The following is a 21235-nucleotide window of genomic DNA, read 5'->3' on the forward strand; positions in this document are numbered from 1 at the left end:
CACAGACCGTCCTGATTTTCCCTCGCGTCCATGTGAGCGCTGGATAAATAAAATGCTGCGAGATCAACGGATTTTCAGCAGGCGCGCTAAAACGCGCGCAATATGGGCAAAAGTTCTCCAGTCGGGTGAAATCACACATTTTCCGCTTGCCACCGACCGCCGCTGCCGCTAATATTCGTCCCCGTTGCCGCAAGCAACAATGCGTCTGTAGCTCAGTTGGTTAGAGCACCACCTTGACATGGTGGGGGTCGATGGTTCGAGTCCATTCAGACGCACCATTAATGCGTTTATAGCTCAGTTGGTTAGAGCACCACCTTGACATGGTGGGGGTCGTTGGTTCGAGTCCAATTAAACGCACCATTATGCGTCTGTAGCTCAGTTGGTTAGAGCACCACCTTGACATGGTGGGGGTCGATGGTTCGAGTCCATTCAGACGCACCATTCTGCTGTAACTCTGCAATACCCCTCTAAAGCATTCATTAAAAACCATCACGCCATCGTCATTCCGTACGCGCCTATCGTGTAGCGAAATGGGAAGGTTTTCACCCTCCCAGAAGAAACGCTATTCCGCCCTTTCGATGCGTATATTACCGTGATCGAAATCCGCCGTCGGGGTATCAGGGCTCACCACCATCACATCAATTTCTTCGCAGGAAACCACTTTATAACGGGCTACCTGGGCGATTTTTTCTGCTGTGACGGCAGTAATCACCTCATTGCTCTGCGCGATAACCTGCTTCTTAAAACAGGCATCTTCATAATAGACCGCGCTCAACCCCGCCTGCAGATCCAGGCCACAGACGCCGACAAACGCCTGATCAAAAACCATCTCCCGCACCTGATTCACCGTGTCTGAGCTGAGCGTGCTCCCCGTTTTCGGATTCACTTTGCCGCCCAAAAGAATCAGTTCACCGTGGGTTCTGGCGCCTAATGCCGCGGCAATTTGCGGGCAGTTGGTGACAATCGTCAGCTCCATATCCTCAGGGATAAACGCCGCCATCGCCAGGTAGGTCGAGCCGGAATCAATAAAAACGCAGGATTCTGGCTTCAACAGCTCAGCGCATTTGCGGCCCACCAGCGACTTCTCAGAGACGTTTTGTTCAATGCGCGAGGCGAGAGAACTTGAGGCAATCAGCTGACTGACGGCACCGCCGTAGACTTTCTTGCACAGCCCCTGACGCGCCAGTTCCTGCAGGTCGCGGCGAATCGTATGTTCTGAGACCCCAAGCTGTCGCGCCACATCGGCCCCAATCACCCGACCGGTTCTCACCAGCAACTGGTGAATAAACGCCTGTCGCTGATCGGGTAAAGCATCATAATCAATCAAGGCAACCTCCCACAAACGATCAATATATTGCACAATCTATCACAATGTATCATAGTGGCGCTATCTGTTAGCCCACTGTTGCCGTCAGGCAGGACTCTCCCAACATCATGGAGCATCGTGTGTGCATCACCTTACCCCAGGGTTTGAGCGCTCATCTGCAGCAACTTGAGCAGCGGACCCACGCCTGGTTTAGCGCTCAGCCGGTCGCTTGCGCGGAAGATCTGTTCCTTAAGTATTACGCCGAATCCCGTCGCGGCAGTCTGAAACCGCTATACGCCACGCTCATTCAGCATGCCAGTGACCAACAAATCGCCATTCAACCAGCCATTACCGACTGCCTGACCCGTGCGGCCTCAGCGACCTTACCTGCGCCAGGGCGCGCCGTACGCCTGGTTCTTGGGATGCTGACCTACTGGCTTTCACAGTACCACAGTGGGCAACACCGCGAGCTTCCCGAGCCCCGTGAAGCGCGCGATATCATGGCCGGGATCTTACAAGATACGGTGATCTCCGTCGGCTAAACGTCAGCCGACATTTTCCGGGCAATATCGTGACGTTTATTCATAGCCATCATGCTCGATTGTGATGGATTCACACCAGGAGTTAACATGAGCAATCACCGTATTGGCGAAATTATCCTTGATGAAGCGACAATTGCGGCAGGCGTCCGCAGCGTGGCGATGCAGCTAAACCACGATTTTCACGATGCCGTGGTCATTACCGTGGTGCCCGGCGGGATCCTCTTCACCGCCGACCTGACCCGGCAGTTAGATTTTGATATCAGCATGGATTATATCTCCTGCCCCCATACGCCGGGCGATCGCCATAACGGCTCGACCATCGTCTATCACCAGAATATAGATATCACCAACCGGCACGTCATCGTGATTGACGACGCGATTGAATCCGGCGGCACCATGAAACGTCTGGTTGCGCACCTGGCGGAAAACTATCGCCCCGCCTCTGTGTCGGTCGCGGTACTGTTCGTGAAGCCGGGTCGCGTGGAAATCCCGGTAAAACAGTACTATGCGTGGGAGATGGAGAATGACGATCTGCTGGTGGGCTATGGCATGCCGTGGGAAAACAAATACCGTAATCGGCCCAATGTGGCTCGGCTGATAAAATAATTCATTTTTTGTGCATCCGTTTCCTTTCTTCATTCGTATTAACAGATGAGGGCACATCAACCCTTCCTAAAACAACCAATGAGGGAAGTGAAAATGAAACAATTTCTTAAAACGATGCTTTTTTCTACCCTGATCGTCAACGGTGCTGCTCAGGCAGCGATGATGGACAACAGCACGGTGATGGTCGGCGGTGCTGCCATGTACCCTTCTAAAAATATCGTGCAGAATGCCGTGAACTCCAAAGATCACACCACGCTGGTCGCGGCAGTCAAAGCCGCAGGGCTGGTGCCAACGCTGGAAGGCACGGGGCCGTTTACCGTATTTGCCCCAACCAATACGGCGTTTGAAAAACTGCCAGCAGGTACCGTCGACTCGCTGCTTAAACCCGAAAACAAACAAAAACTCACCAGCGTGCTCACCTATCATGTGGTTTCAGGGAAGCTCGATATGAAAGCGCTGGAGAAAAAAATTAAAGCCGGCGGCGGGAAGGCTGAGCTGAAAACCGTTAACGGTGAATCGTTGTGGGTGATGGCAAACGGGCCGCACAATATTCAGATTAAAGACGTGCGCGGCAATATCGCTAATATCACCACTTATGATGTCAATCAGAGTAACGGTGTGATCGACGTTATCGATACTGTGCTGATGCCGTAAAGCATTGCCTATACTGTGTGCAGCCACTCTTGGTGTGGCTGCACCTTTAAAGGAATCCGATGACAGCTAATGCGCCTCATATTCATGCCGGATTAATGAACCAGATAGCCTGCGGCGATAAAGATGCCCTGGCGCAGCTCTACCACCTCCTCTCTCCCAAGCTGCTAGGCATCATTCTGCGCATGGTCAGACGTCGTGACTGGGCCGAAGAGATCCTCCACGATACCTTTATTCAAATCTGGCAATCGGCCATCTATTACGACGAGCAGCGCAGCGAACCGCAAATCTGGCTCTGCCATATCGCCAGGAATCGCGCGATTGATTATTTGCGCAAGCATGAACATCGCTGTTGTTCGGTTGAGGAGATAAGCGAGGCCGAAGACAGCTTCCAGGCGCCACCGCCCGGCGATGACGTGCATCAGGAGGCGCGTCGGCTTCATCACTGCATGGACCATTTACCCGCCGAGCAACGCCAAAGTATCGCGCTGGCCTATTATCGCGGCCTGTCGCAAACCGAGATTGCTCTGTCGATGAACCAGCCGGAAGGCACGGTGAAAAGCTGGATCCGCCGCGCGTTGACGCACCTCAGGGAGTGTATTGGCCTATGAGCACGGAAGAGAAAGAAACACTGTCAGCCGCCACCTACGTGCTGGGGTTAATCGACCCGCTGAAGCGACGGCAGCTAGATAAACGTCTGGATGAAGACGCCGATTTTGCCGCCGAAGTCACGCGCTGGCAGAAGGCGTTTAGCGCTATTGACGTCACCAGCCGCGAGGTTGCGCCTTCGCCTGGGCTTTGGCAGCTCATCGCGCGCGATCTGGTGCCACCTCAGACCACTCACGCCGCGTCAACGGTGCGAAACCGTTCTCTGTTCTGGCTAGGCTGGGCGCTTGCCGCGGCGCTGGGCGGCGTTGTTATCTTCACTCAGGTGATAAAACCAGACGCTGCGCCTGCCCTGCAGACCATTGCTATTCTTAGCGACAAGCAGTCCGAACAGCAGTTCGTGGTGATGCTGGATAAATCGGTTTCCACGCTTCAGGTCTCGGCGCTGGATGTCACCTTGCCGCACGACAAAACGCTACAACTGTGGATGATAAAAGGCAGCGCACCACCGCGCTCACTCGGGCTTATCACCCAGCGTGACGGTAATACCTTCAAGCTCCCCGCCGAGGCGCTGGATAATCAAACCGTACTGGCCATCAGCCTGGAACCGCCAGGTGGCTCTCCGCTGCCTGGACCATCCGGCCCGGTGGTGTATCAGGGCAGCGTCAGAGCGCTGTAGCGCAAGAACGCGCGTGGCAACGCGGTGTTGCCACGCGCGGTTTAGTGGGTCTCATCGAACTGCAGCAAGCGCCCGGTGTTGAGCAGCACCAGCAGCGTGCTGAGATTATGCAGCAACGCCGCAATCAGCGCACCAGCCGAACCCAGCAATCCCATCGCCGCCGCGGCGACGATAAGAATTGTCCAGCCTAGCCCAATAAAGACGTTGACCTGCAGCGTCGCACGGCATTTACGACTCAGGCGGATAGCGCTCGGCAAGCGGCGCAAATCACCGCCCGCCAGCACTACGTCCGCCGACGCCAGCGCGATATCCGCACCGCTGCCGCCCATCGCGATGCCCACCGCACCCGCTTTTAATGCCAGCGCATCGTTGATGCCATCGCCAACGACCATTGGCCGCCAGCCGTCATCCACCATCTCCTGCACCTGACGCAATTTTTCCGCCGGTAGCGCTTCAGCGGCCAATTCATTAATGCCCGCTTGCTGTGCCACGCGCTCGGCAACCGCCAGCCGATCGCCGGTCAGCAGCTGTACACGGTTAACGCCCAGCGATTGCAGTTCAGCCATCACCGCAGGCGCTTCCGGGCGTAGAGTATCTTCCAGCAGGAACCAGCCGAGGAAAACGCCATCGAGCGCCAACCCGACTACCGGGCCTTCATGCTCAGGTAATGGCGATACCGGCACGTGATGCCGGGTAAACAGCGCCTGCCGTCCGAGTAGCGCAACGCCGTCATCGGTGGTCGCCGTAATACCGACGCCCTGAATCTCTTCGACCTCACGCAACCCGATGTTACCCGGCGCGGCCACGGTCTCCGCCAGCACCCGGCTCACCGGGTGGTTACTGGTGGCACCCAGCGCAGCCGCCAGTTCAAGTACTCGTTCACGTGGGAGATCCGTCGCTAACACCGCTTCCACAAAGCTCAAACGCCCCTGGGTCAACGTCCCGGTTTTATCGACGATCAGCGCATCGACATCCGCCAGCTCCTCAAGAAAAGCTGCATTACGAATCAGAATGCCGTGCCGCGCCGCGACGGCAATACCCGCCATTGCGGTGGCCGGAGCCGAAAGCACCAGTGCGCAAGGACACGCCGCGACCAGCACCGCCAGCATGGCCTGGCTGTTGTAGGTTAAAAACCAAGTGGTCGCCGCAATCAGCAGCACCAGAATAAGGTAGTGGCCCGCGTAGCGCTCGAGCATACGGGTGATCGGTGGTTTTGCCTGCTCGGCATCCTTCATCAGGGCGATCACTTTGCCGAGCGTCGACTGGTCGCCGGTATGACTGACTTCAACGCGCAGCAGGCCGTTCAGGTTGATGCTGCCTGCAAAAACGTTCATGCCAGTTGTCGCTTCAACCGGTACAGACTCACCGGTAATGTGCGCCACATCAAGACTGGCCTGGCCGGAAAGAATTCGCCCATCGGCGGGAACCCGGTCGCCCGGCCGCACCTCGACCACGTCTCCGGCTTGCAGATGCTGGCTGTCAACGGACTCCAGTTCACCGTTGGCGCGCACGCGTCGTGCCTGGCTGCGCGTCAGCTTGCTCAGCCCGGCGATCGCCTGACGGGTTCCCATCACGCTACGCTCTTCGAGGATATGGCCAAAAATCATGATCACCGGCAGCAGCGCGGCGGTCATTAAATCCCCCAGCGCCCAGGCACCGAGCATGGCCAGCACCACCAGCAGGTCGGTCACGCCGTGCAGGTCCGGGTGCAGCAGGCTGTGCCACGCGGCGCGAAATACCGGTACCGCCACCAGCAACCAGGCGACACCCGCAAGAATATCGCTAATGCCGGGCTGGTCCGGGGCGATGGCCCGCCAGAGTAGGCTCAGCAACAGCAGGCCGATGGTGACCATGGTTAGCGTCAACTGGCGCTGCATGCGTCGCTGTTCGGCGGGGGTTTGCAGATTACCGCTAAAGTGAATATGCCCGTGGCTACACTGATGGCTCATGGTTTTGCCTCGCTATTGGTTGGCGCAGCCGGCTGCGACGGCAAGCCTTGCAGGATAAGACGGCTGTCGTCACCCGGTGCGACGGTAATCACCTGCCCCGCCTGCGCCAGAATATGAGCCACTTTGTCACGCCAGACGCGCTGGAGCAGCCCGCCATCGGTGCCGTCATGACGCGCCTGAGCCAGTTGAACAATGGTGCGGGTGTCAACGTTGGCCTGCGCCACAATTTCCTGACCACGTGCCTGCGCCTGGCCCAGCGTGCGGTCGGCCTGCTGCTGCGCCTGTTGGGTACGCAGCGCCGCCGCCGTGCGGGCGCTGGCCACCGCCTGCTCCGCTTGCTGTCCGGCAGCCAGCACGGCGTTAAATGCCGCCACGGCGTTCTCCGGCAGTGAAGAGGTGATATCCACACGCTCAATACGAATGCCCGGATCGTTACCTCCGGCGGCCAACCGCGTCAGGCTTTGCGCCATCGCCTGCTTAAAATCACTGCGCAGCTGAATACGCTGCTGCGCCGCACGACTGTCGTTTTGCAGCGTTTCAGGGCGGGTCACCAGAATCGAGTCCAGATCGCGGCCCACGCACACCACCGCCGCCGCGCGTTCTGCCAGACGGTCAATCAAGGGTTCAATATGCGGGCGCTGCAGCGCAAACTGCACCGGGTCGTCGACCCGCCAGAACACCCGCACGTTAAGCTGCACCACGCCCGCATCGCCGGTCAGCAAGTAGCCCGCACCAGCGCCGGCGTCGTTATCGCGGTCCCAGCTGTTAATCTGGCTTAGCTGCTGCTCCCGCTGCAACGCCCTAACGTCGCGTTCAAGAATGCGCTCCGAGCCCGGCACCCGCTCAACCCGTTCAATCGGGTACGGCCAGGCAAACAGCAGCCCTGCACCTTCCACTCGCACCGGTTTACCGAAGCGGTAGACCACCGCCCGGCTGTCCGGGGCTATCTGGTAGATGCTGGAAAACAGCCACGCGCAGGCGGCGATAATCGCCGCCGCGTAGAGCGCAAAAAAGGCCAGGCGGTACGACTGCCCCCACGGCGTGGATATCTGCGAATCACGCATCATGGTTTCGCCGTCTCTTTGAGATCATCCGGCCCCTGTACCAGCGCCCGGAACGGCTCTGCATCGGTGCGCAGCACCATACGGGTATTACCATTGACGATGGTGCTCAGCGTATCCAGCGAACGCAGCAAGTTATACAGCTGCGGGTCGCTGGCCCAGGCTTTGCCGTAAATCGTCGCCGCATCGCGCTGGGCGTTTGCCACAATCGTCGCCGCCTTGACGGAAGCATCGGCCTCCACAATGCGCCCATCACGATCGGCCTGGGAATGAATCTCCGCCGCCAGACGTTTACCTTCCGCCGTACGCTCTGCCGCGATGGTTTCACGCTCGGCGCGCATACGGTCAACGGTGGCATTGAGGGTCACCGCCGGTAGCGTCAGTCGTTCAATGCCGGTCTGAATAACTTCAATACCGTAGCTGTTGAGCAACTGTGCTTTTAGCTGCGACTGAAGCGCCTGCTCCAGCTGGGCGATTTTCACCTTGCTGCTGTCGACGTTGACGATATCCGCCAGCGCATAGTTACTGGTGGTGGTTTCCAGCGCCGAGCCGATAAAGGTACGAATCTGGCGCGCCGCTTCATCCGGTTGGTTCTGTACCGCGCGGATAAAACGCAGCACGTTGCCGTCGTCCGGTTTCACCTTCCAGATAACCCACGCCTGCACCAGCACCCGCAAGCCGTCACGTGTCCCCACATCCTGCAAACCGCTGGAGGTAGAACGCACGCGCAGATCAACGTTGATTGGCGTTTCAAACGGCGCCGGTAAACGCCACGCCAGCCCCGGTGAAAGCAGCACGCGCTCCGGGTTGCCAAAACGGGTCACCACCGTCGCGCTGCCCGCGCTGACGTTAAGCAGACAGGCCGTTAGCACCGCCAGCGTCAGTAAAAAGGCCGCAATACCGAGCCGCAGCGCCCGCTTATTACGCAGCGGCGTGGGAGAGACGGTCTGACGCACGCCCACTTTTTCCGTACGTTGCGGAGGAACGATTGAATGGATCTTCATGGTTTGCTGGCCTTCTGTGGTGCAGTGCTATCGGAGAGCGCAGGATACTGGCGCATGTCCAGAACGGGTTCATTGGTGCCCTGAAGATGACTATCCAGGATGAGAAGCGGCGTATGGGCCAGCGTCTGGCTCAGAATGTGGTAACGGCGCTCAAGAATAAAGGCCTGACCGGCCTGCTGCCAGGCCTGGCTGTCGGCGGCAAACTGTGCGGCGGCGGCCTGGGCGCGGGAGAGATTTTCCGCCGCAAAAGCCTGCGCGTCGTTCTCGCGAGTTTCGGCGTTTTGTCGCGCGCCGTTGGTCACCGTCGCGGCATAGCCCCGCTCGCGAGCTACCCGTGCGCTGGCGGCAATTTGCGCAGCCTGCACGCCGTGATAGGCGTCGGCGGCCCCAGCTGGCGGATGGATGGCTTCGATACGGGTAGAGAGCAGCTCAACGCCGGTATGCAGTGCGGTTAAGCGCTGCTGGATTTGCTGATTGAGCGTCGTCGACAGGCTGGCACGCTGCTCGTTGAGCAGTTCATCGAGCTGTTTGCTGGCAAACTGCGCCACCAGCACCTGACGGGCAATACTACGAATCAGCACCGGCAAATCTTCCGCCTGATACTGGCTGTTGAGCGCATCTTCATTACGCAGCCCCACGCGCCAGATAAGGCGGATATCCATGTTCACTATCTGGAAACTCTGCTTATCGGCGGCCTGGCTGGCAATCACCTGCGACTGGTCGGTCAGATGGCTACTGTCCCACAAACGCCAGCTAGTCTGCGGTGCCGGACCTTCAGCGCTGTCCGGCACGTCGTTACGCGCCTTCTGCTCCGGCTCATCGCTCAGGCGCAGCTCATGCACCGCGCCGAACTCCACGGCGCGCACCCGGCCAAACGGCCAGGGCAGACCGGCGTGCAGCCCCGGAGAGAGCACCGCCATCGGGCGACCAAAGCGCTCATAAATGCCCCGCTGATGCAGCGGCACCTGCGTCAATCCGCTCAGCAACCAGCCAAGCACCGCCAGCCCGCAAACCACCGGGACGATGGTTTTGCCCATCAGACGAAATGCCTGAACCTGACGTAGATCGATGCCAAAGCGTTGTTCCAGCGTGTCGAGAACGAAAGCCAGCGGACGTAGCGGCCAGCGATACTGGGCGGCAAGCAGGCTACGGGTCAGGAAACGGGGATCGGTGTCCTGTGGCAACGGGGTGGCCATCACCATCAGCACGTGCAGGAAATATTCCAATGCCACCAGCAGCACCAGCAAGCAGCCCAGTTTGATAAGCCACAGCGTCAGCATCGGCGAGTAGGTCACCAGCAGCAGCGACCCGGCCAGCAGGAGCAACAGGCTCAGCATGACGCGCGTCAGCCCGACATATTCCTGCTGGTAGCGCCAGTGGCGGATGGTCTTAAAACCAATGGTGCGTTCGATAACCAGCAGGCCAAAGCTGATGACCAGCAGAATGCCGGGGATGACCCGGCTTATCGCCGTGTCGGCTTCACTGGCGGGGCTGCGGTCCGCGAGGCCGGAAACGGCGAAAAAGATCGCCAGCAGCGACAGCACCGCGGTCAGCGCCAGGTGGTTTTGGAAATAGTTAAGCCAGCTCTGTATGGCAGGAGGGAGTAACTGACGCGGCCTCGCTGGGGGGGCTTCATCGCTTTGCGCCGCAGGGGCTGGGCTCTCATAGCGTATGGCGTTATCAACAAACGCCAGCGCCACCAGCACGATAGCCAGCAGCAGTCGGAACGTGGGTAGCCAGAGACCGGTTCCTGCGATTAACAGCAGGAACGCGTAAATCAGGCCGACCAGCAGCAGTACGCCGTAGAGGGAAAATCTAGCAATGGTAAGACGCAAAAACAGGCGCGGATGCGGCGCCTTATTCTGCAATAGCGGTGGTAATGACACCCTGATGCTCCCAATGGTTTCGCCTACCCGGCTGCAACACATCTGGTAATAGCAGGAATGGCAAACGGATGCGGATTTTGGCGTTACGATATAACATCATTATCATATACAAAACAGAATATAATAAGCCGCCGCAACCATTTTCGTATCAATATGTAACCGGATATTCCGTAGGCTTATTCCTGCGCCAACGTGCGGTGCTCTCCGCCTTTGCCTTTCATTACCATCACAAAGCACAGCAGCGTAAAGGCCATCATGATCCAGGCCATCGCCCATGGCGTGCCGTCGCTAAACACCGACAGCAGCAGCGATGAGACGATCCCGCTGCCGTACTGCAACGAGCCTATCAGCGCCGAGGCCGAACCCGCCAGATTCGATGGCACCGTATCCAGCGCGGCGGCGGTGGAAGCCGCAGCGACAATGCCGTTCATCGAGAAGAAAATAAAGATGGTCAGCACCATCGCCACCATGCCGCCCATATGCGTTTTCACCGACAACGCCAGCAGTACGGTCGCCAGCGCGGCCACAAAGGCGGCTACCCGCAACAGCGTATGCAGCGGGTGGCGCTGCACTAAGCGGCGGTTAACGGAGCTTAGCGCCATCACACCGATAATATTGACTGCAAACAGCCAACCATAGTGCTGCGGGTCAACGTGGTAATAGCTGATATAGACAAACGGCGAACCAGCGATAAAGGCATAGGCCGCCACGTAGAAAAAGCTTACGCACAGGGTGTAACGCATAAACTCGCGGTTTTTCAACAGCGAAGCGTAGTTGCCAAACGCGCTGCTGATGGGCGTGGTCAGCCGTTTTTCACCCGGCAGCGTTTCCGGTAGCCACCACAGCGCGATAAACATCGCCGCCCCCATTACCACCAGCAGCCAGAACACCGCGCGCCAGGAAGCGATCGTCACAATCTGCCCACCGAGCAGCGGCCCCACCACTGGCGCAATGGCGCTGATAATCACCAGCGTCGAGAGCATCTGCGCCGCGCGGGTGCGGGCATAGAGGTCGCGAATCATTGCGCGCGCCAGCATCGGGCCGGTACAGGCGCCGAACGCCTGAAACACACGCCAGAACACAATCTGCGGCATGTCGCTCGACAGCGCGCAACCGGCAGAACCAATCACAAACAGAACCATACCAATAAACAGCGGGATACGACGGCCAACGCGGTCGCTAATCGGCCCCCAGATAAGCTGGGCAAACGAGAAGCCAATCAGGAAGCCGGTAATGGTCAGTTCGACGTTTCCCTGCAGTTCGGCAGCCATCATCGGCATGGCGGGCAGGTAGATATCGGTTGAAAGCGAGGTAAATGCCATCAGCGCACCGAGAATCACAATAAAGAAGATCCCGGAGGTGGCGGCGCGTTTATTCGGCGTGGAGTGTTCGGTTCTGCTCATAATATCATGACAAATAAGAAGAAACCGGCAGACGCGTGCTGCCGGTGAAGGCGTTACTCGCCAGCGGGGAAATCGGTCGATGCCGCCAGCGCTTGCTGCGTTTCAAAATCGGCAACGCGAGCCCGCAGCGTCGATAGGGTGCTTTGCAGTGCCTGCGAGCCCAGTACCATCCGCAGCGGGGCCGGGTTGACCTCCACGCTTTCAATAATGCGTGCCGCCATCCGCGCCGGGTCTCCCGGTGCCTGACCGTTCGCCGGGTCGAGCATCTTAAGGAAGCTATGCGCCGGTGTCGCATCGTATTCCGGCATCAGCGTCGCAACCTGCGCGCTGCCGTAGCGGAACTCAGTACGTGCACCGCCGGGCTCGACGATGGTCATTCCGATACCAAACGGCGCCACTTCTTGCGCCACGGCTTCGACGAAACCTTCAATGCCCCATTTGGTGGCGTGATACATCGAATTTCCGGCGAAGGCCACCTGGCCGCCGTAGGAGGAGATCTGAATCACTCGGCCACCGCCCTGCGCACGCAGATGCGGCAGCGCGCTGCGGATAAGCTGGATAGAACCCAGCAGGTTGGTATCAATCATTTGCTGCACCTGCGCGTCGCTCAACTCTTCCGCCGCGCCAAACAAGCCGTACCCGGCGTTAGCAATCACCACGTCAATGCGGCCAAAGCGCGCCCAGGACTCATCAACCACCTGACGCACCGCCGCGCCGTCAGTGACATCCAGCAGCGGCGCGCTGAAAGTCTCCGGCCATGCGGCCAGCAGGTCTTCCATCTTCGCCGTGCTGCGCACCGTGCCAATCACGCGTTCACCGCGCGCCAGCAGTTGCTGCGCCATTTCACGACCAAAACCGCTGCTTACGCCTGTAATAAGCCATGTCCGCTGAACCATAAATCCCCCTGCTAACCGTTGATATTTGCGCCGTCAGGCGTCGTCGCCCCGCGTTTCGATGGGGCTATTATCCGCCGCCAATTATTACCGGTATATGAATTTATCTTGCTTTCAGAATTCCATTTTTAGATATAATGGTAAGTAACGCTTTGAACACCAGGTCCACACCATGCTCGATAAACTCGATGCGCTAAAAATTTTCTGCACCGCCGCGCAAACGCTCAAATTCCGTGAAGCCGCTACACAGCTGGGGCTTGCGCCACAACAGGTTACCCGTGGTATCGCCGAACTAGAGAGCCAGCTTGGCGAGATGCTGTTTCTGCGTAATACCCGACAAATTAAGCTTACGCCGTTTGGTCAGCAGTTCTGGCCCAAAGCTGAGTTATTGCTGGCGGAAAGCGAAGCGCTGTTCTCCGAAGGTCAGCGACGCAACGAGCAGTCTATGGCAGGCAAGGTGCGCATCACTCTGCCCCCGCTGTTTGAAAACCGGGATATTATCTGCCAGCTTCTGCATCAGCTGTCGGACTATCCGGAGATTGCCATCGAGTGGCACAACACCGGTCGTCACCTGAATATTATTGATGAGCAGATTGATATTGGCATTCGTATCGGCGCAGTACCGGATAACCGCTATATCGTCAAAACGATCCGCCCGGTCGGGGTGCAGATTGTCGCGGCACCAGCGTTAATTCAGCGGTTGGGCGAGCCCGCTGACCTCAAAGCGCTGCAGCTTCACTACCCGCTAAGCGCGCTCAGCAACAGCAACTCCGGCCGCGTCTGGCCGTGGCAGTTTGCCAACGACAACAGCTTTTTCCCGGCCAATCCGGCGTTTGTCGCGTTCGATATCGACAGCGAGCTGGCGGCGGCGCTCGCCGGGCGCACCGTTAGCCAACTGGCGGATATTACTGTGCGCCCGTTCCTGCAGCGCGGCGAACTGGTGAATCTGCTGCCAGCGCTCAACTATCAGCCGTGGCAGCTCTATATATTTCGCCCGCATCTGCCGCTGCTCCCTGCCCGCGTGCGGCTGGTGTTTGATCTGCTAACGCAGATCCTGCGCGAACATTTCGCGCATTAAGCCAGGTGCAGCGTTATGACTTCGCGGTTTCAGCAAGAAACTGCGCCAGAACCGCATTGGCATTAGCCGCCATGTCTGAAGAGCATGTCGCTGCCAGCACGGCAATAAATGCCTGAAGCTGCTCTGAGGTGATGCCGTTATGGTGGCTGATGGCAAAGTGGCTTTTCAACTGGCTTTCTGCGCCGGGAATGGCGGCCAGCGCAGAGATGGTCGCCAGTTCGCGTGCTGGCCAGTCCAGCACATCGCGCTGGAAGATATCGCCAAACAGATGCGCTTTCAGGTAGGTATCGATAGCCGGAGCAAAATCAAACAGCGGCCCGCTCACCGTTCTGCCCACCAGCGCCGTTTGGGTATCACGCCCGGCGGCCAGGCTATCCCATCCCGCGGCCGCTGGGGTGGAGGACTTGCCTTCGTCATCGACAATGCCCTGCGCCTGACGCGCGTTCATCACCGACATAAAGCAGCCGAGGCCGTTGAGGCTGCGCGGGAAACCGCAGTAGGCATAAAGCTGAACCAGCACTTCTTTGATTTCATTGACGGTCAGCCCGGCGTCCAACCCTTCATGCAGCGCGGTGGCCAGTCGGGTCATGTCACCGCAGGCGGTCAGCGCGGCAATGGGGATCATCGCCTGCTGGCGATCATTTAATGGGTTTTGCATCAATGCCTCTCCGAAGGGAGCCCGCAGGCTCCCGCATAAACGGGTAAATGGGATAAGTATAAGACGTTGGCTTTAGGTTGATTAGCCGGTGAAATCAGAACTGGGCTATGAGCCAGTTTCATGAATACCGTCACTACCGGCCAGAGAAACGCAGCACCTCCGCCGGATAGCGCTCGCCCTGAATCTCAATGTTGGCATCGGCAATTTGTTTGAGGTCCTGCGCGTCGAGCGTGAGTTCCAGCGCGCCAATATTCTCCTCAAAGCGGATCTGGCTACGGGTACCAAACAGCGGCACGATCCACGGCTGCTGTGCCATCAGCCACGCCAGCGCCACCTGCGCCGGGGTGGCGGCATGTTTGTCGGCAATCTGGCGGATAAGCGTAACCAGCTGCTGATTGCTCGTGCGGGCAGCATCAGCAAAGCGCGGCGTATGGGCGCGGATATCGCTACTGTCAAACACCGTGGTGGCGTCGATTTTTCCGGTCAGAAAGCCTTTGCCCAACGGGCTGTAAGGCACCAGCCCAATGCCCAGCGCTTCCAGCGTCGGCAAAATTTCACCCTCCGGCTCACGCGTCCACAGGGAATATTCGCTTTGCAGCGCCGCCAGCGGCTGTACCGCATGAGCCCGTCGGATAGATTCAGCGCTGGCTTCCGACATGCCAAACCAGCGCACTTTTCCTTCGGCAATTAGATCCTGTACCGTACCGGCCACCTCTTCCATCGGCACGTCCGGGTCAACGCGATGCTGATAGTAGAGGTCGATATAGTCGGTCCCCAGACGTTTCAGGCTGCCTTCTATCGAGCGGCGAATCTGTTCCGGGCGGCTATTGACGCCGCCGCGATGCTCGCCGGTCTGCTGATCGATATCCCAGCCAAATTTGGTGGCGATTTTGACCTGATGGCGAAACGGCGCAAGCGCCTCACCGACCATCCGTTCATTGGTCCAGGGACCGTACACTTCGGCGGTATCGAAGAAATCCATCCCCCGTTCAACCGCATGGCGAATCAGCGCAATCATCTGCTCGCGGTCCGGTAGCTCGCGGGCTTTGCCATAGCCCATCGCGCCAAGCGACAGCGCCGACACCTCAAGCCCTTGCCCTAACTGACGTTTTATCATCATGCCTCTCCTTACGGTTATGCCGCGCGCAGTTCGGCGGCAAACCGCGCCTGGAACTCGCTCAGCTTGTCCTTGTTACGGGCCGCCACCTCAAAGAACGCCAGCGGCGGGCGGTAGCCCATGCCCACGTAGCGGGCGCTGGCTTTCATGGGGGTGAGCACCTCTTCCATGGTGCTGTTGAGCAGACCTTCATGGGAATAGGTGAACTCGCTCGCCCCCGCTGTGGTAACAATTTGCAGTTGTTTCGCTTTCAGCGCCTCGCCGCCGGGGCCAAAGGCCCAGCCGTAGGTCCAGACCGCATTCAAATAGGCTTTGAGCATCGGCGTCAGGTTGAACCAGTGGGTAGGATAGAGAAACACCACCCGGTCGGCATCCGCATAGGCGGCCTGCTCTGCCGCCACGTCGATGGCCGCAGGGTTATCACCGTACAGCGCTTCCAGGTTACGTACCGTCACGTTTTCTGCCTCTTCGGCGGTTTGCTGCAGCGCGTGGATCGCGCGGGATTGTGAGAAATAAGGATGGGAAACCACCACCAGCGTTTTCATATGTCGATGACCTTGTCGTGTTTATCTCGAATGACACGCAGTATGCGACGACCTATTGCTAACTTTAATAGACCTTATGGTTGATGTACTTTCAACCTAAGGTTAATAATGAAGTACATTTCCCCAGCTACCGGAACCGGGCATGGACCTTTCTCAGCGCGTGCGCGCCATTACTTCGTTTATCGATGCCGCCGATGCAGGTAGCTTTGCCGCCGCCGCACGGCTTCAGGGCGTGAGCGCCGCCGCCATCAGTAAAAATATCGCCGGGCTGGAGCAGGCGCTGGGGGTTCGTTTAATGAACCGCACCACCCGCAAGCTCAGCCTGACCGAAGAAGGGGCGGCCTTTTTACAACAGGCGCGCATCGCCATTGAGGCACTGGATACCGCCGTCGATACGGTCGTAGCCGGGAAAATGGAGACGCGGGGGCACGTGCGCATCTCCACCAGCGCAGCTTTTGGGCGCGAGCAGTTGCTGCCCGCCCTGCCGGGGCTGCGTCAGCGCTATCCAGGCCTTTCCGTTGAGGTGGATTTTGACGATCGGGTGACGGATATCGTCCGCGATGGCTACGATCTGGCTATCCGCGGCGGACGCATTGTCGATTCGTCGCTGATTTCTCGCCCGGTCTGTCTGCTGAATATGGTGCTGGTAGCGTCACCGGCCTACCTGGCGGAGTGTGGCGTACCGACCACCCCGGACGCGCTCAGGCATCATCATCTGATCGCCCGTCGCTTTCTCGGCGGCAAAGTGTCGCCCTGGAACTTTCACGCACCCGATGGCAGCCTGATAACGCTGGAACCGGACGCCGCCGTTGTTACCCTCTCCGCCCCCGAAGCCCAGCTTCAGGCAGCGCTGCTGGGTCTGGGGATTGCGCAAGTTGGCGTCCATCACGCGCTGGCGCATCTGCAAAACGGTCAGCTAAAAACGCTGCTCTTCGGGCAACACGATAGCGGTAGCTATGAAATGGTGATTCAGTACCCGCACCGGGCGCTGGTTGCGCCGCGCGTCAAAGCCACCGTCGAATACCTGCTGGAGACATTCCGCCAGGATCCCAGACTGCATTTCCCTGTGGCCAGACTGGCGGAGTTTGCGGCATAGTCCAGAATAGATATATTCATCACACAAATATTGCATTTCATGCCGCATTTTCGGCATTTCATTCCCGTTTTCAGGCCGTTAATGCCTGAAATGTCTGACGGGCGACAAAAAGGCCTACAGTAGCGTTTATTTACAGGTGTGCCCTATGCCGAAGTCTCTGTTTCAACGTGAAAACCTGTTGTCCGGTTTTCAGTGGTTCTTCTTTATTTTCTGCAATACCGTGGTGGTTCCACCAACGCTGGTTTCCGCTTTCCATCTGCCTGACAGCAGCCTGTTGATGCTGACCCAGTACGCGTTTCTCAGCACCGCGGTTGCCTGTTTACTGCAGGTCTTTTTTGGCCTCCGCCGCGCCATAATGGAAGGGCCAACCGGCTTATGGTGGGGTACCATTCTGACCATCACCCTGGCAGAAGCCTCGCGTGGCACCCCACTGAACGATATTGCCAGCAGCCTGGCGGTGGGAATCGCCATCTCTGCGGTATTGACCGTTATTATCGGCATCAGCGGCCTTGGGAACCGCCTGTCGCGGCTGTTTACCCCGACGGTGATGGTCGCCTTTATGCTGTTGCTAGGCGCGCAGCTCACCACCATCTTCTTTAAAGGGATGCTGGGGCTGCCGTTTGGTATCGCCAAATCAACCGTCGGCCTGCAGCTTGCGCCGTTCGCCATTTCGACGGCCATTATGTTCTTCGTGATTGGCCTGATTATCTTCTTACCTGCGCGCATTTCCCGCTACGCCCTGCTGATTGGCACGGTCGTCGGCTGGCTGGTGTGGCGCATCTGCTTTGGCACGTCGGCCACCTCCTTCGGTGAACTGCACTGGCAACTGTTCCCGCTGGGCAGCCACGGTACGCTGTCGCCGGGGATTATTCTCACTGCGGTTATCACCGGTCTGGTGAACATCAGTAATACCTACGGCGCCGTGCGCGGTACCGATGTGTTCTACCCGCAGAGCCCTGCCAGCAGCGCGCATTATCGCCGCAGCTTTGTGGTTTCCGGGGTGATTACGTTGGTGACCGTGCCGCTGGCGGTGATCCCTTTCTCGCCCTTTGTCTCTTCCGTTGGCCTGTTAACCCAAACCAACGACAGCTCGCGAAAATCCTTTTTCTACGGTGCACTGCTGTTCCTGCTGGTCGCCATGGTGACCCCACTCACCCGCTTCTTCTGCTCTATTCCGCTAGGCGTCAGCAGCGCGGTGATGCTGGTCTCTTATCTGCCGTTATTATATTCCAGTCTGGTATTTAGCCAGCAGGTGAAGTTCACTTCGCGGAATATCTATCGCCTGGCACTACCTTTATTTATTGGGCTATTTTTAATGAACCTTCCGCCGGTATATTTACAGGATGTGCCGCTCACCATTCGTCCATTGTTAAGTAATGGCTTATTGATGGGGATTTTGTTATCCGTATTGTTAGATAATATTATTCCGTGGGATCGTTTTAAATAATTGTTCCTGCCGCTCCCCGTACCTTCGGGGAGCACATGCGCGTTCTACCTCACACACCGCTTTACATGCCAGCGTAATGTGCTATTAATAAGTATAGTTGTATGGCAAGTAATTAATTCAAAAAACACATAACGCAAGCGTTTCCTGTTGCATAAGAGAGAACGGTAAGAAGCTTTTTATCCCTTCCGCAAAGATGTGAATAAAGTGTTTCTTTACGTAACCAAATAATAGGCAAATCGTAATGAAAAAACGTATTGATAGCGACAAAATAACAAAAACATTCCTCGAATATACCTTAATTAACACCACTTCCGTTCCCACCAGTCAGAATTTACCGAGTTGCGATAATCAATTTAAACTCGCACAACACGTCGCCAATCAATTTGCTCATCATGCGGCAGTAACCGTTGATATAAACAGCCACGCTATCACCACCGTTACGCTTCCGGCGAATATTGCCAACGCCCCTTCTATCGTCTTCTTCGCGCACCTCGACACCGCGCCGGATCATACCGGCGATACCCATGCCATTCGCGTGAACCAGTATGACGGGCAGGCCATCGTCCTGCCGGGCAGCGGCGAACGTTTCTCACCAGAGAACCACCCGGAGCTGCTGGATTACATCGGCCAGGACCTCATCACCACCGATGGCACCAGCCTGCTGGGCGCCGATGACAAAGCGGCGATTGCTGCCGGTGCCGAAGCGCTGCAGTACCTGATTGCCCACCCAGAGGTGCCGCACGGCGATATTCGTCTGGTGCTGCTGCCGGATGAAGAAATTGGCATTCGCGGAGCAAAAGCGCTGGACGTACAAGCGCTGAACGCCGACTACGGCATTTGCCTCGACTGCTGCGGCGTCGGCGAATACGTGATTGAAAACTGGTACGCCGGTAGCGCGCAGATTACGGTTAAAGGCACCACCGCTCACCCGATGAGCGCGAAAGGCAAGCTGGTGAACGCGCTGTGTATCGCCACGGAAGTGATTACCTCTTTGCCGCCAAAAGAGCGCCCAGAGCACACCGAGGGCCGCGAAGGCTATTACTGGCCGCATAAGCTGACCGGTGATACTGCCAGCGCCACGCTGGATATCGCGATCCGTGATTTTGAAATCGACGGCTATCAGCAGCGTAAATCCACGCTGCAGGCGATTGTGGCCGACCTTAAACAGCGCTGGGGCGATGAGCGCATCTCCATCACGCTGAATGATATTTACGACAACGTGAAGCCGAGTCTCGACAAATCACCGGAGATTCTGGAAAACGTCAAACGGGCGATGCATAACCTCGGCATTACGCCAAAACCGCTGCTGATGCGCGGCGGCTACGACGGCAGTGTGATCACCCCGAAAGGCCTGCCGACCATCAACATCTTTACCGGCGCGCACAACTTCCACTCGACCAAAGAGTTTTTACCCGTCGAATCCCTGCGTCTGGCCGCTGAAATGTTGCTGGAGATGGTGGAGCTGAGCACCGGTGAGGTTCGCGCGTGAAAAAGTGGACCATTGAATTCGTACTCTATGCCGTCTACATGGTGTTCGGCGCCGCCTGGGCCACCACCGGTTCGGTGATGCCGCAGATTATGGCTGATTTCAACGTTGACGTGTCGCACGCCGCGCTAATGTCGAACGTTATTCTGTGGGCCAAGATTGTCGGTGCCGTGGGCACTGCCGTGCTGGTTGCCCGCATGGGAACGCGCAAATCGTACCTGCTGGGCTGCGTGATGATTGGCGTGTCGGTTTTTATTCCCTTTGTCGATAACTTCACCCTGCTGTTGATTATTCGCTTCCTCGGCGGCCTCGGCGGTGCAGTATGTCTGGTATCGCTGGTGCCAACGGTGGCCCGCTTCTTCGATAACAAAATGGCGGCCACCCTTAACAGCATCAACTGCACCTCAAACATCATCGGTACCATCATTGCCCTGACGCTGGCGGGCTATCTTTCCACCTTCTTCGGCGGCTGGCGTAACCTGCTGGCAGCCTACGGGGTCATTACCCTGGTGCTGGGCGCGGTGTGGATGCTGTGCTTTACCGACGAAGAACGCAGCGAGCAGCACGCGGCGAACCTGAGTCGTGAAAGCAAGATAGCGGTGCTGAAAGAGGCGATATTCAGCCGCATCGTGTGGGGGATGATTGCCCAGTACGCTGGCGCGATGATCATGATGGTGTTTATGTTCACTTTCCTGCCGCTGTACTACGCCAAATATGCGCATCTGCCGGCAGACTCGCACGCGCATCTGAGCGGAACAGTGAACCAGGTGGGGATTATGCTCGGCGCGCTGGTGGGGCCGTACTTTAAAAACCGCGGCTATCACTATAAAAACTGGCTGTTTATCTCCAGTATCTTTATGGCGGTAACGACTTTTGCCATGCTGTTCGCCACTAACGACATGGTGATCCTGGTCTGTTCATTCCTGACCGGCGGTATCTTTGCGACCTGGTTTGCGTTTATCTTCTCGATTCCCAAAGAGGGGCTCAAAAACGCCACCACGCAGACCGTCACCTACGCTATGTCCACCTTCTGGGTCTGCACCTTCCTGCTGGCCACCATCAACAGCCAGCTTATCGGCTGGTCGGTTGACCTGACCGGCGGCTTTACCGTGGGCTTTACCTACGTCTTCGCCCTGATGGTGGTTTCACCGATTGTGGCGCTGCTGGTCTTTCCCAAAAAAGCACGATAATCAGAAACAACAACGGGCACGATATTGTGCCC

20 protein-coding genes and 3 tRNA genes are annotated in these 21235 nt (G+C 57.7%); 13 read left to right on the forward strand and 10 right to left on the reverse strand.

The window, feature by feature from the left end; translation table 11 throughout:
• Positions 1 to 201 precede the first annotated feature (201 nt).
• The 3 genes from FHC49_RS10995 to FHC49_RS11005 all read left to right on the forward strand — a co-directional run bounded on the left by FHC49_RS10995 (position 202) and on the right by FHC49_RS11005 (position 441).
• Positions 202 to 278, forward strand: a tRNA-Val gene (locus FHC49_RS10995).
• A gap of 5 nt (positions 279 to 283) precedes the next feature.
• Positions 284 to 360: transfer RNA gene (locus tag FHC49_RS11000), tRNA-Val, on the forward strand.
• Positions 361 to 364: 4 nt separating this feature from the next.
• A tRNA-Val gene (locus tag FHC49_RS11005) sits at positions 365 to 441 on the forward strand.
• Between the two features lie 121 nt (positions 442 to 562).
• Here the strand turns inward: FHC49_RS11005 and FHC49_RS11010 are convergent.
• Positions 563 to 1327 carry a DeoR/GlpR family DNA-binding transcription regulator gene (locus FHC49_RS11010; protein ID WP_185666366.1) on the reverse strand — a complete coding sequence of 255 codons (765 nt, stop codon included), beginning with the start codon at positions 1325 to 1327 and terminating at the stop codon, positions 563 to 565.
• A 107-nt stretch (positions 1328 to 1434) separates the two neighbouring features.
• Here FHC49_RS11010 and FHC49_RS11015 point away from each other — a divergent pair, with 107 nt between their 5' ends.
• From FHC49_RS11015 to FHC49_RS11035, 5 genes are all read left to right on the forward strand, one after another.
• Positions 1435 to 1848: a hypothetical protein gene (locus tag FHC49_RS11015; protein WP_220439757.1), complete on the forward strand. Its 414-nt coding sequence runs from the start codon at positions 1435 to 1437 to the stop codon at positions 1846 to 1848.
• 87 nt (positions 1849 to 1935) lie between these two features.
• A complete protein-coding gene (locus FHC49_RS11020) occupies positions 1936 to 2454 on the forward strand; it encodes a phosphoribosyltransferase (RefSeq protein WP_220439758.1) in 519 nt (172 codons plus the stop codon).
• Positions 2455 to 2547: 93 nt separating this feature from the next.
• A complete protein-coding gene (locus FHC49_RS11025; protein WP_185666134.1) occupies positions 2548 to 3108 on the forward strand; it encodes a fasciclin domain-containing protein in 561 nt (186 codons plus the stop codon).
• Between the two features lie 59 nt (positions 3109 to 3167).
• Positions 3168 to 3716: an RNA polymerase sigma factor gene (locus FHC49_RS11030; RefSeq protein ID WP_185666133.1), complete on the forward strand. Its 549-nt coding sequence runs from the start codon at positions 3168 to 3170 to the stop codon at positions 3714 to 3716.
• Complete coding sequence (locus tag FHC49_RS11035) at positions 3713 to 4390, forward strand: anti-sigma factor domain-containing protein (protein WP_220439759.1); 678 nt, start codon at positions 3713 to 3715, stop codon at positions 4388 to 4390. The genes FHC49_RS11030 and FHC49_RS11035 overlap by 4 nt, the downstream gene beginning before the upstream one ends.
• Positions 4391 to 4431: 41 nt before the next feature.
• Here the strand turns inward: FHC49_RS11035 and FHC49_RS11040 are convergent, their stop codons facing one another.
• From FHC49_RS11040 to FHC49_RS11065, 6 genes are all read right to left on the reverse strand, one after another.
• Entirely contained in the window at positions 4432 to 6339 is a 1908-nt protein-coding gene (locus tag FHC49_RS11040) for a cation-translocating P-type ATPase (RefSeq protein WP_220439760.1), read from the reverse strand.
• Positions 6336 to 7406, reverse strand: a complete 1071-nt coding sequence (hflK, locus tag FHC49_RS11045; RefSeq protein ID WP_220439761.1) for a protease modulator HflK — start codon at positions 7404 to 7406, stop codon at positions 6336 to 6338. Before hflK (FHC49_RS11045) ends, FHC49_RS11040 begins: the two co-directional genes overlap by 4 nt.
• Entirely contained in the window at positions 7403 to 8404 is a 1002-nt protein-coding gene (gene hflC, locus FHC49_RS11050; protein ID WP_185666130.1) for a protease modulator HflC, read from the reverse strand. The genes hflK (FHC49_RS11045) and hflC overlap by 4 nt, the downstream gene beginning before the upstream one ends.
• Positions 8401 to 10290: a protease modulator HflK gene (gene hflK, locus FHC49_RS24700; RefSeq protein ID WP_220439762.1), complete on the reverse strand. Its 1890-nt coding sequence runs from the start codon at positions 10288 to 10290 to the stop codon at positions 8401 to 8403. The genes hflC and hflK (FHC49_RS24700) overlap by 4 nt, the downstream gene beginning before the upstream one ends.
• Before the next feature lie 176 nt (positions 10291 to 10466).
• Positions 10467 to 11693 carry a multidrug effflux MFS transporter gene (locus FHC49_RS11060; protein ID WP_220439763.1) on the reverse strand — a complete coding sequence of 409 codons (1227 nt, stop codon included), beginning with the start codon at positions 11691 to 11693 and terminating at the stop codon, positions 10467 to 10469.
• 53 nt (positions 11694 to 11746) lie between these two features.
• The gene (locus FHC49_RS11065; protein WP_220439764.1) at positions 11747 to 12589 is read right to left on the reverse strand and encodes an SDR family oxidoreductase; all 843 of its coding nucleotides are present in this window, start codon (positions 12587 to 12589) and stop codon (positions 11747 to 11749) included.
• Positions 12590 to 12758: 169 nt separating this feature from the next.
• Between FHC49_RS11065 and FHC49_RS11070 the strand changes: the two genes are divergently transcribed.
• Positions 12759 to 13664 carry a LysR family transcriptional regulator gene (locus FHC49_RS11070; RefSeq protein WP_220439765.1) on the forward strand — a complete coding sequence of 302 codons (906 nt, stop codon included), beginning with the start codon at positions 12759 to 12761 and terminating at the stop codon, positions 13662 to 13664.
• Positions 13665 to 13677: 13 nt separating this feature from the next.
• On the opposite strand, the gene FHC49_RS11075 is transcribed toward FHC49_RS11070, so the two are convergent.
• The 3 genes from FHC49_RS11075 to FHC49_RS11085 all read right to left on the reverse strand — a co-directional run bounded on the left by FHC49_RS11075 (position 13678) and on the right by FHC49_RS11085 (position 15984).
• Positions 13678 to 14349, reverse strand: a complete 672-nt coding sequence (locus tag FHC49_RS11075) for a carboxymuconolactone decarboxylase family protein (RefSeq protein ID WP_255581344.1) — start codon at positions 14347 to 14349, stop codon at positions 13678 to 13680.
• A gap of 106 nt (positions 14350 to 14455) precedes the next feature.
• Complete coding sequence (locus FHC49_RS11080; protein ID WP_220439800.1) at positions 14456 to 15439, reverse strand: aldo/keto reductase; 984 nt, start codon at positions 15437 to 15439, stop codon at positions 14456 to 14458.
• Positions 15440 to 15456: 17 nt separating this feature from the next.
• Complete coding sequence (locus FHC49_RS11085) at positions 15457 to 15984, reverse strand: NAD(P)H-dependent oxidoreductase (RefSeq protein ID WP_220439767.1); 528 nt, start codon at positions 15982 to 15984, stop codon at positions 15457 to 15459.
• A 142-nt stretch (positions 15985 to 16126) separates the two neighbouring features.
• On the opposite strand from FHC49_RS11085, the gene FHC49_RS11090 reads away from it, so the two are divergent.
• The 4 genes from FHC49_RS11090 to FHC49_RS11105 all read left to right on the forward strand — a co-directional run bounded on the left by FHC49_RS11090 (position 16127) and on the right by FHC49_RS11105 (position 21203).
• Positions 16127 to 17080 (forward strand): LysR family transcriptional regulator, encoded by a 954-nt coding sequence (locus tag FHC49_RS11090; protein ID WP_220439768.1) that lies wholly within the window; start codon positions 16127 to 16129, stop codon positions 17078 to 17080.
• A 145-nt stretch (positions 17081 to 17225) separates the two neighbouring features.
• Positions 17226 to 18527, forward strand: coding sequence for a uracil/xanthine transporter (locus FHC49_RS11095; protein ID WP_220439769.1), 1302 nt, complete (start codon positions 17226 to 17228; stop codon positions 18525 to 18527).
• Between the two features lie 241 nt (positions 18528 to 18768).
• A complete protein-coding gene (gene pepT, locus FHC49_RS11100) occupies positions 18769 to 20016 on the forward strand; it encodes a peptidase T (protein ID WP_220439770.1) in 1248 nt (415 codons plus the stop codon).
• Complete coding sequence (locus FHC49_RS11105; protein WP_220439771.1) at positions 20013 to 21203, forward strand: MFS transporter; 1191 nt, start codon at positions 20013 to 20015, stop codon at positions 21201 to 21203. Before pepT ends, FHC49_RS11105 begins: the two co-directional genes overlap by 4 nt.
• Positions 21204 to 21235 lie beyond the last annotated feature (32 nt).

Origin of the sequence: Kluyvera sp. EC_51, from assembly GCF_019584505.1 — a bacterium.
GTDB classification, from domain to species: Bacteria; Pseudomonadota; Gammaproteobacteria; order Enterobacterales; family Enterobacteriaceae; genus Kluyvera; species Kluyvera sichuanensis.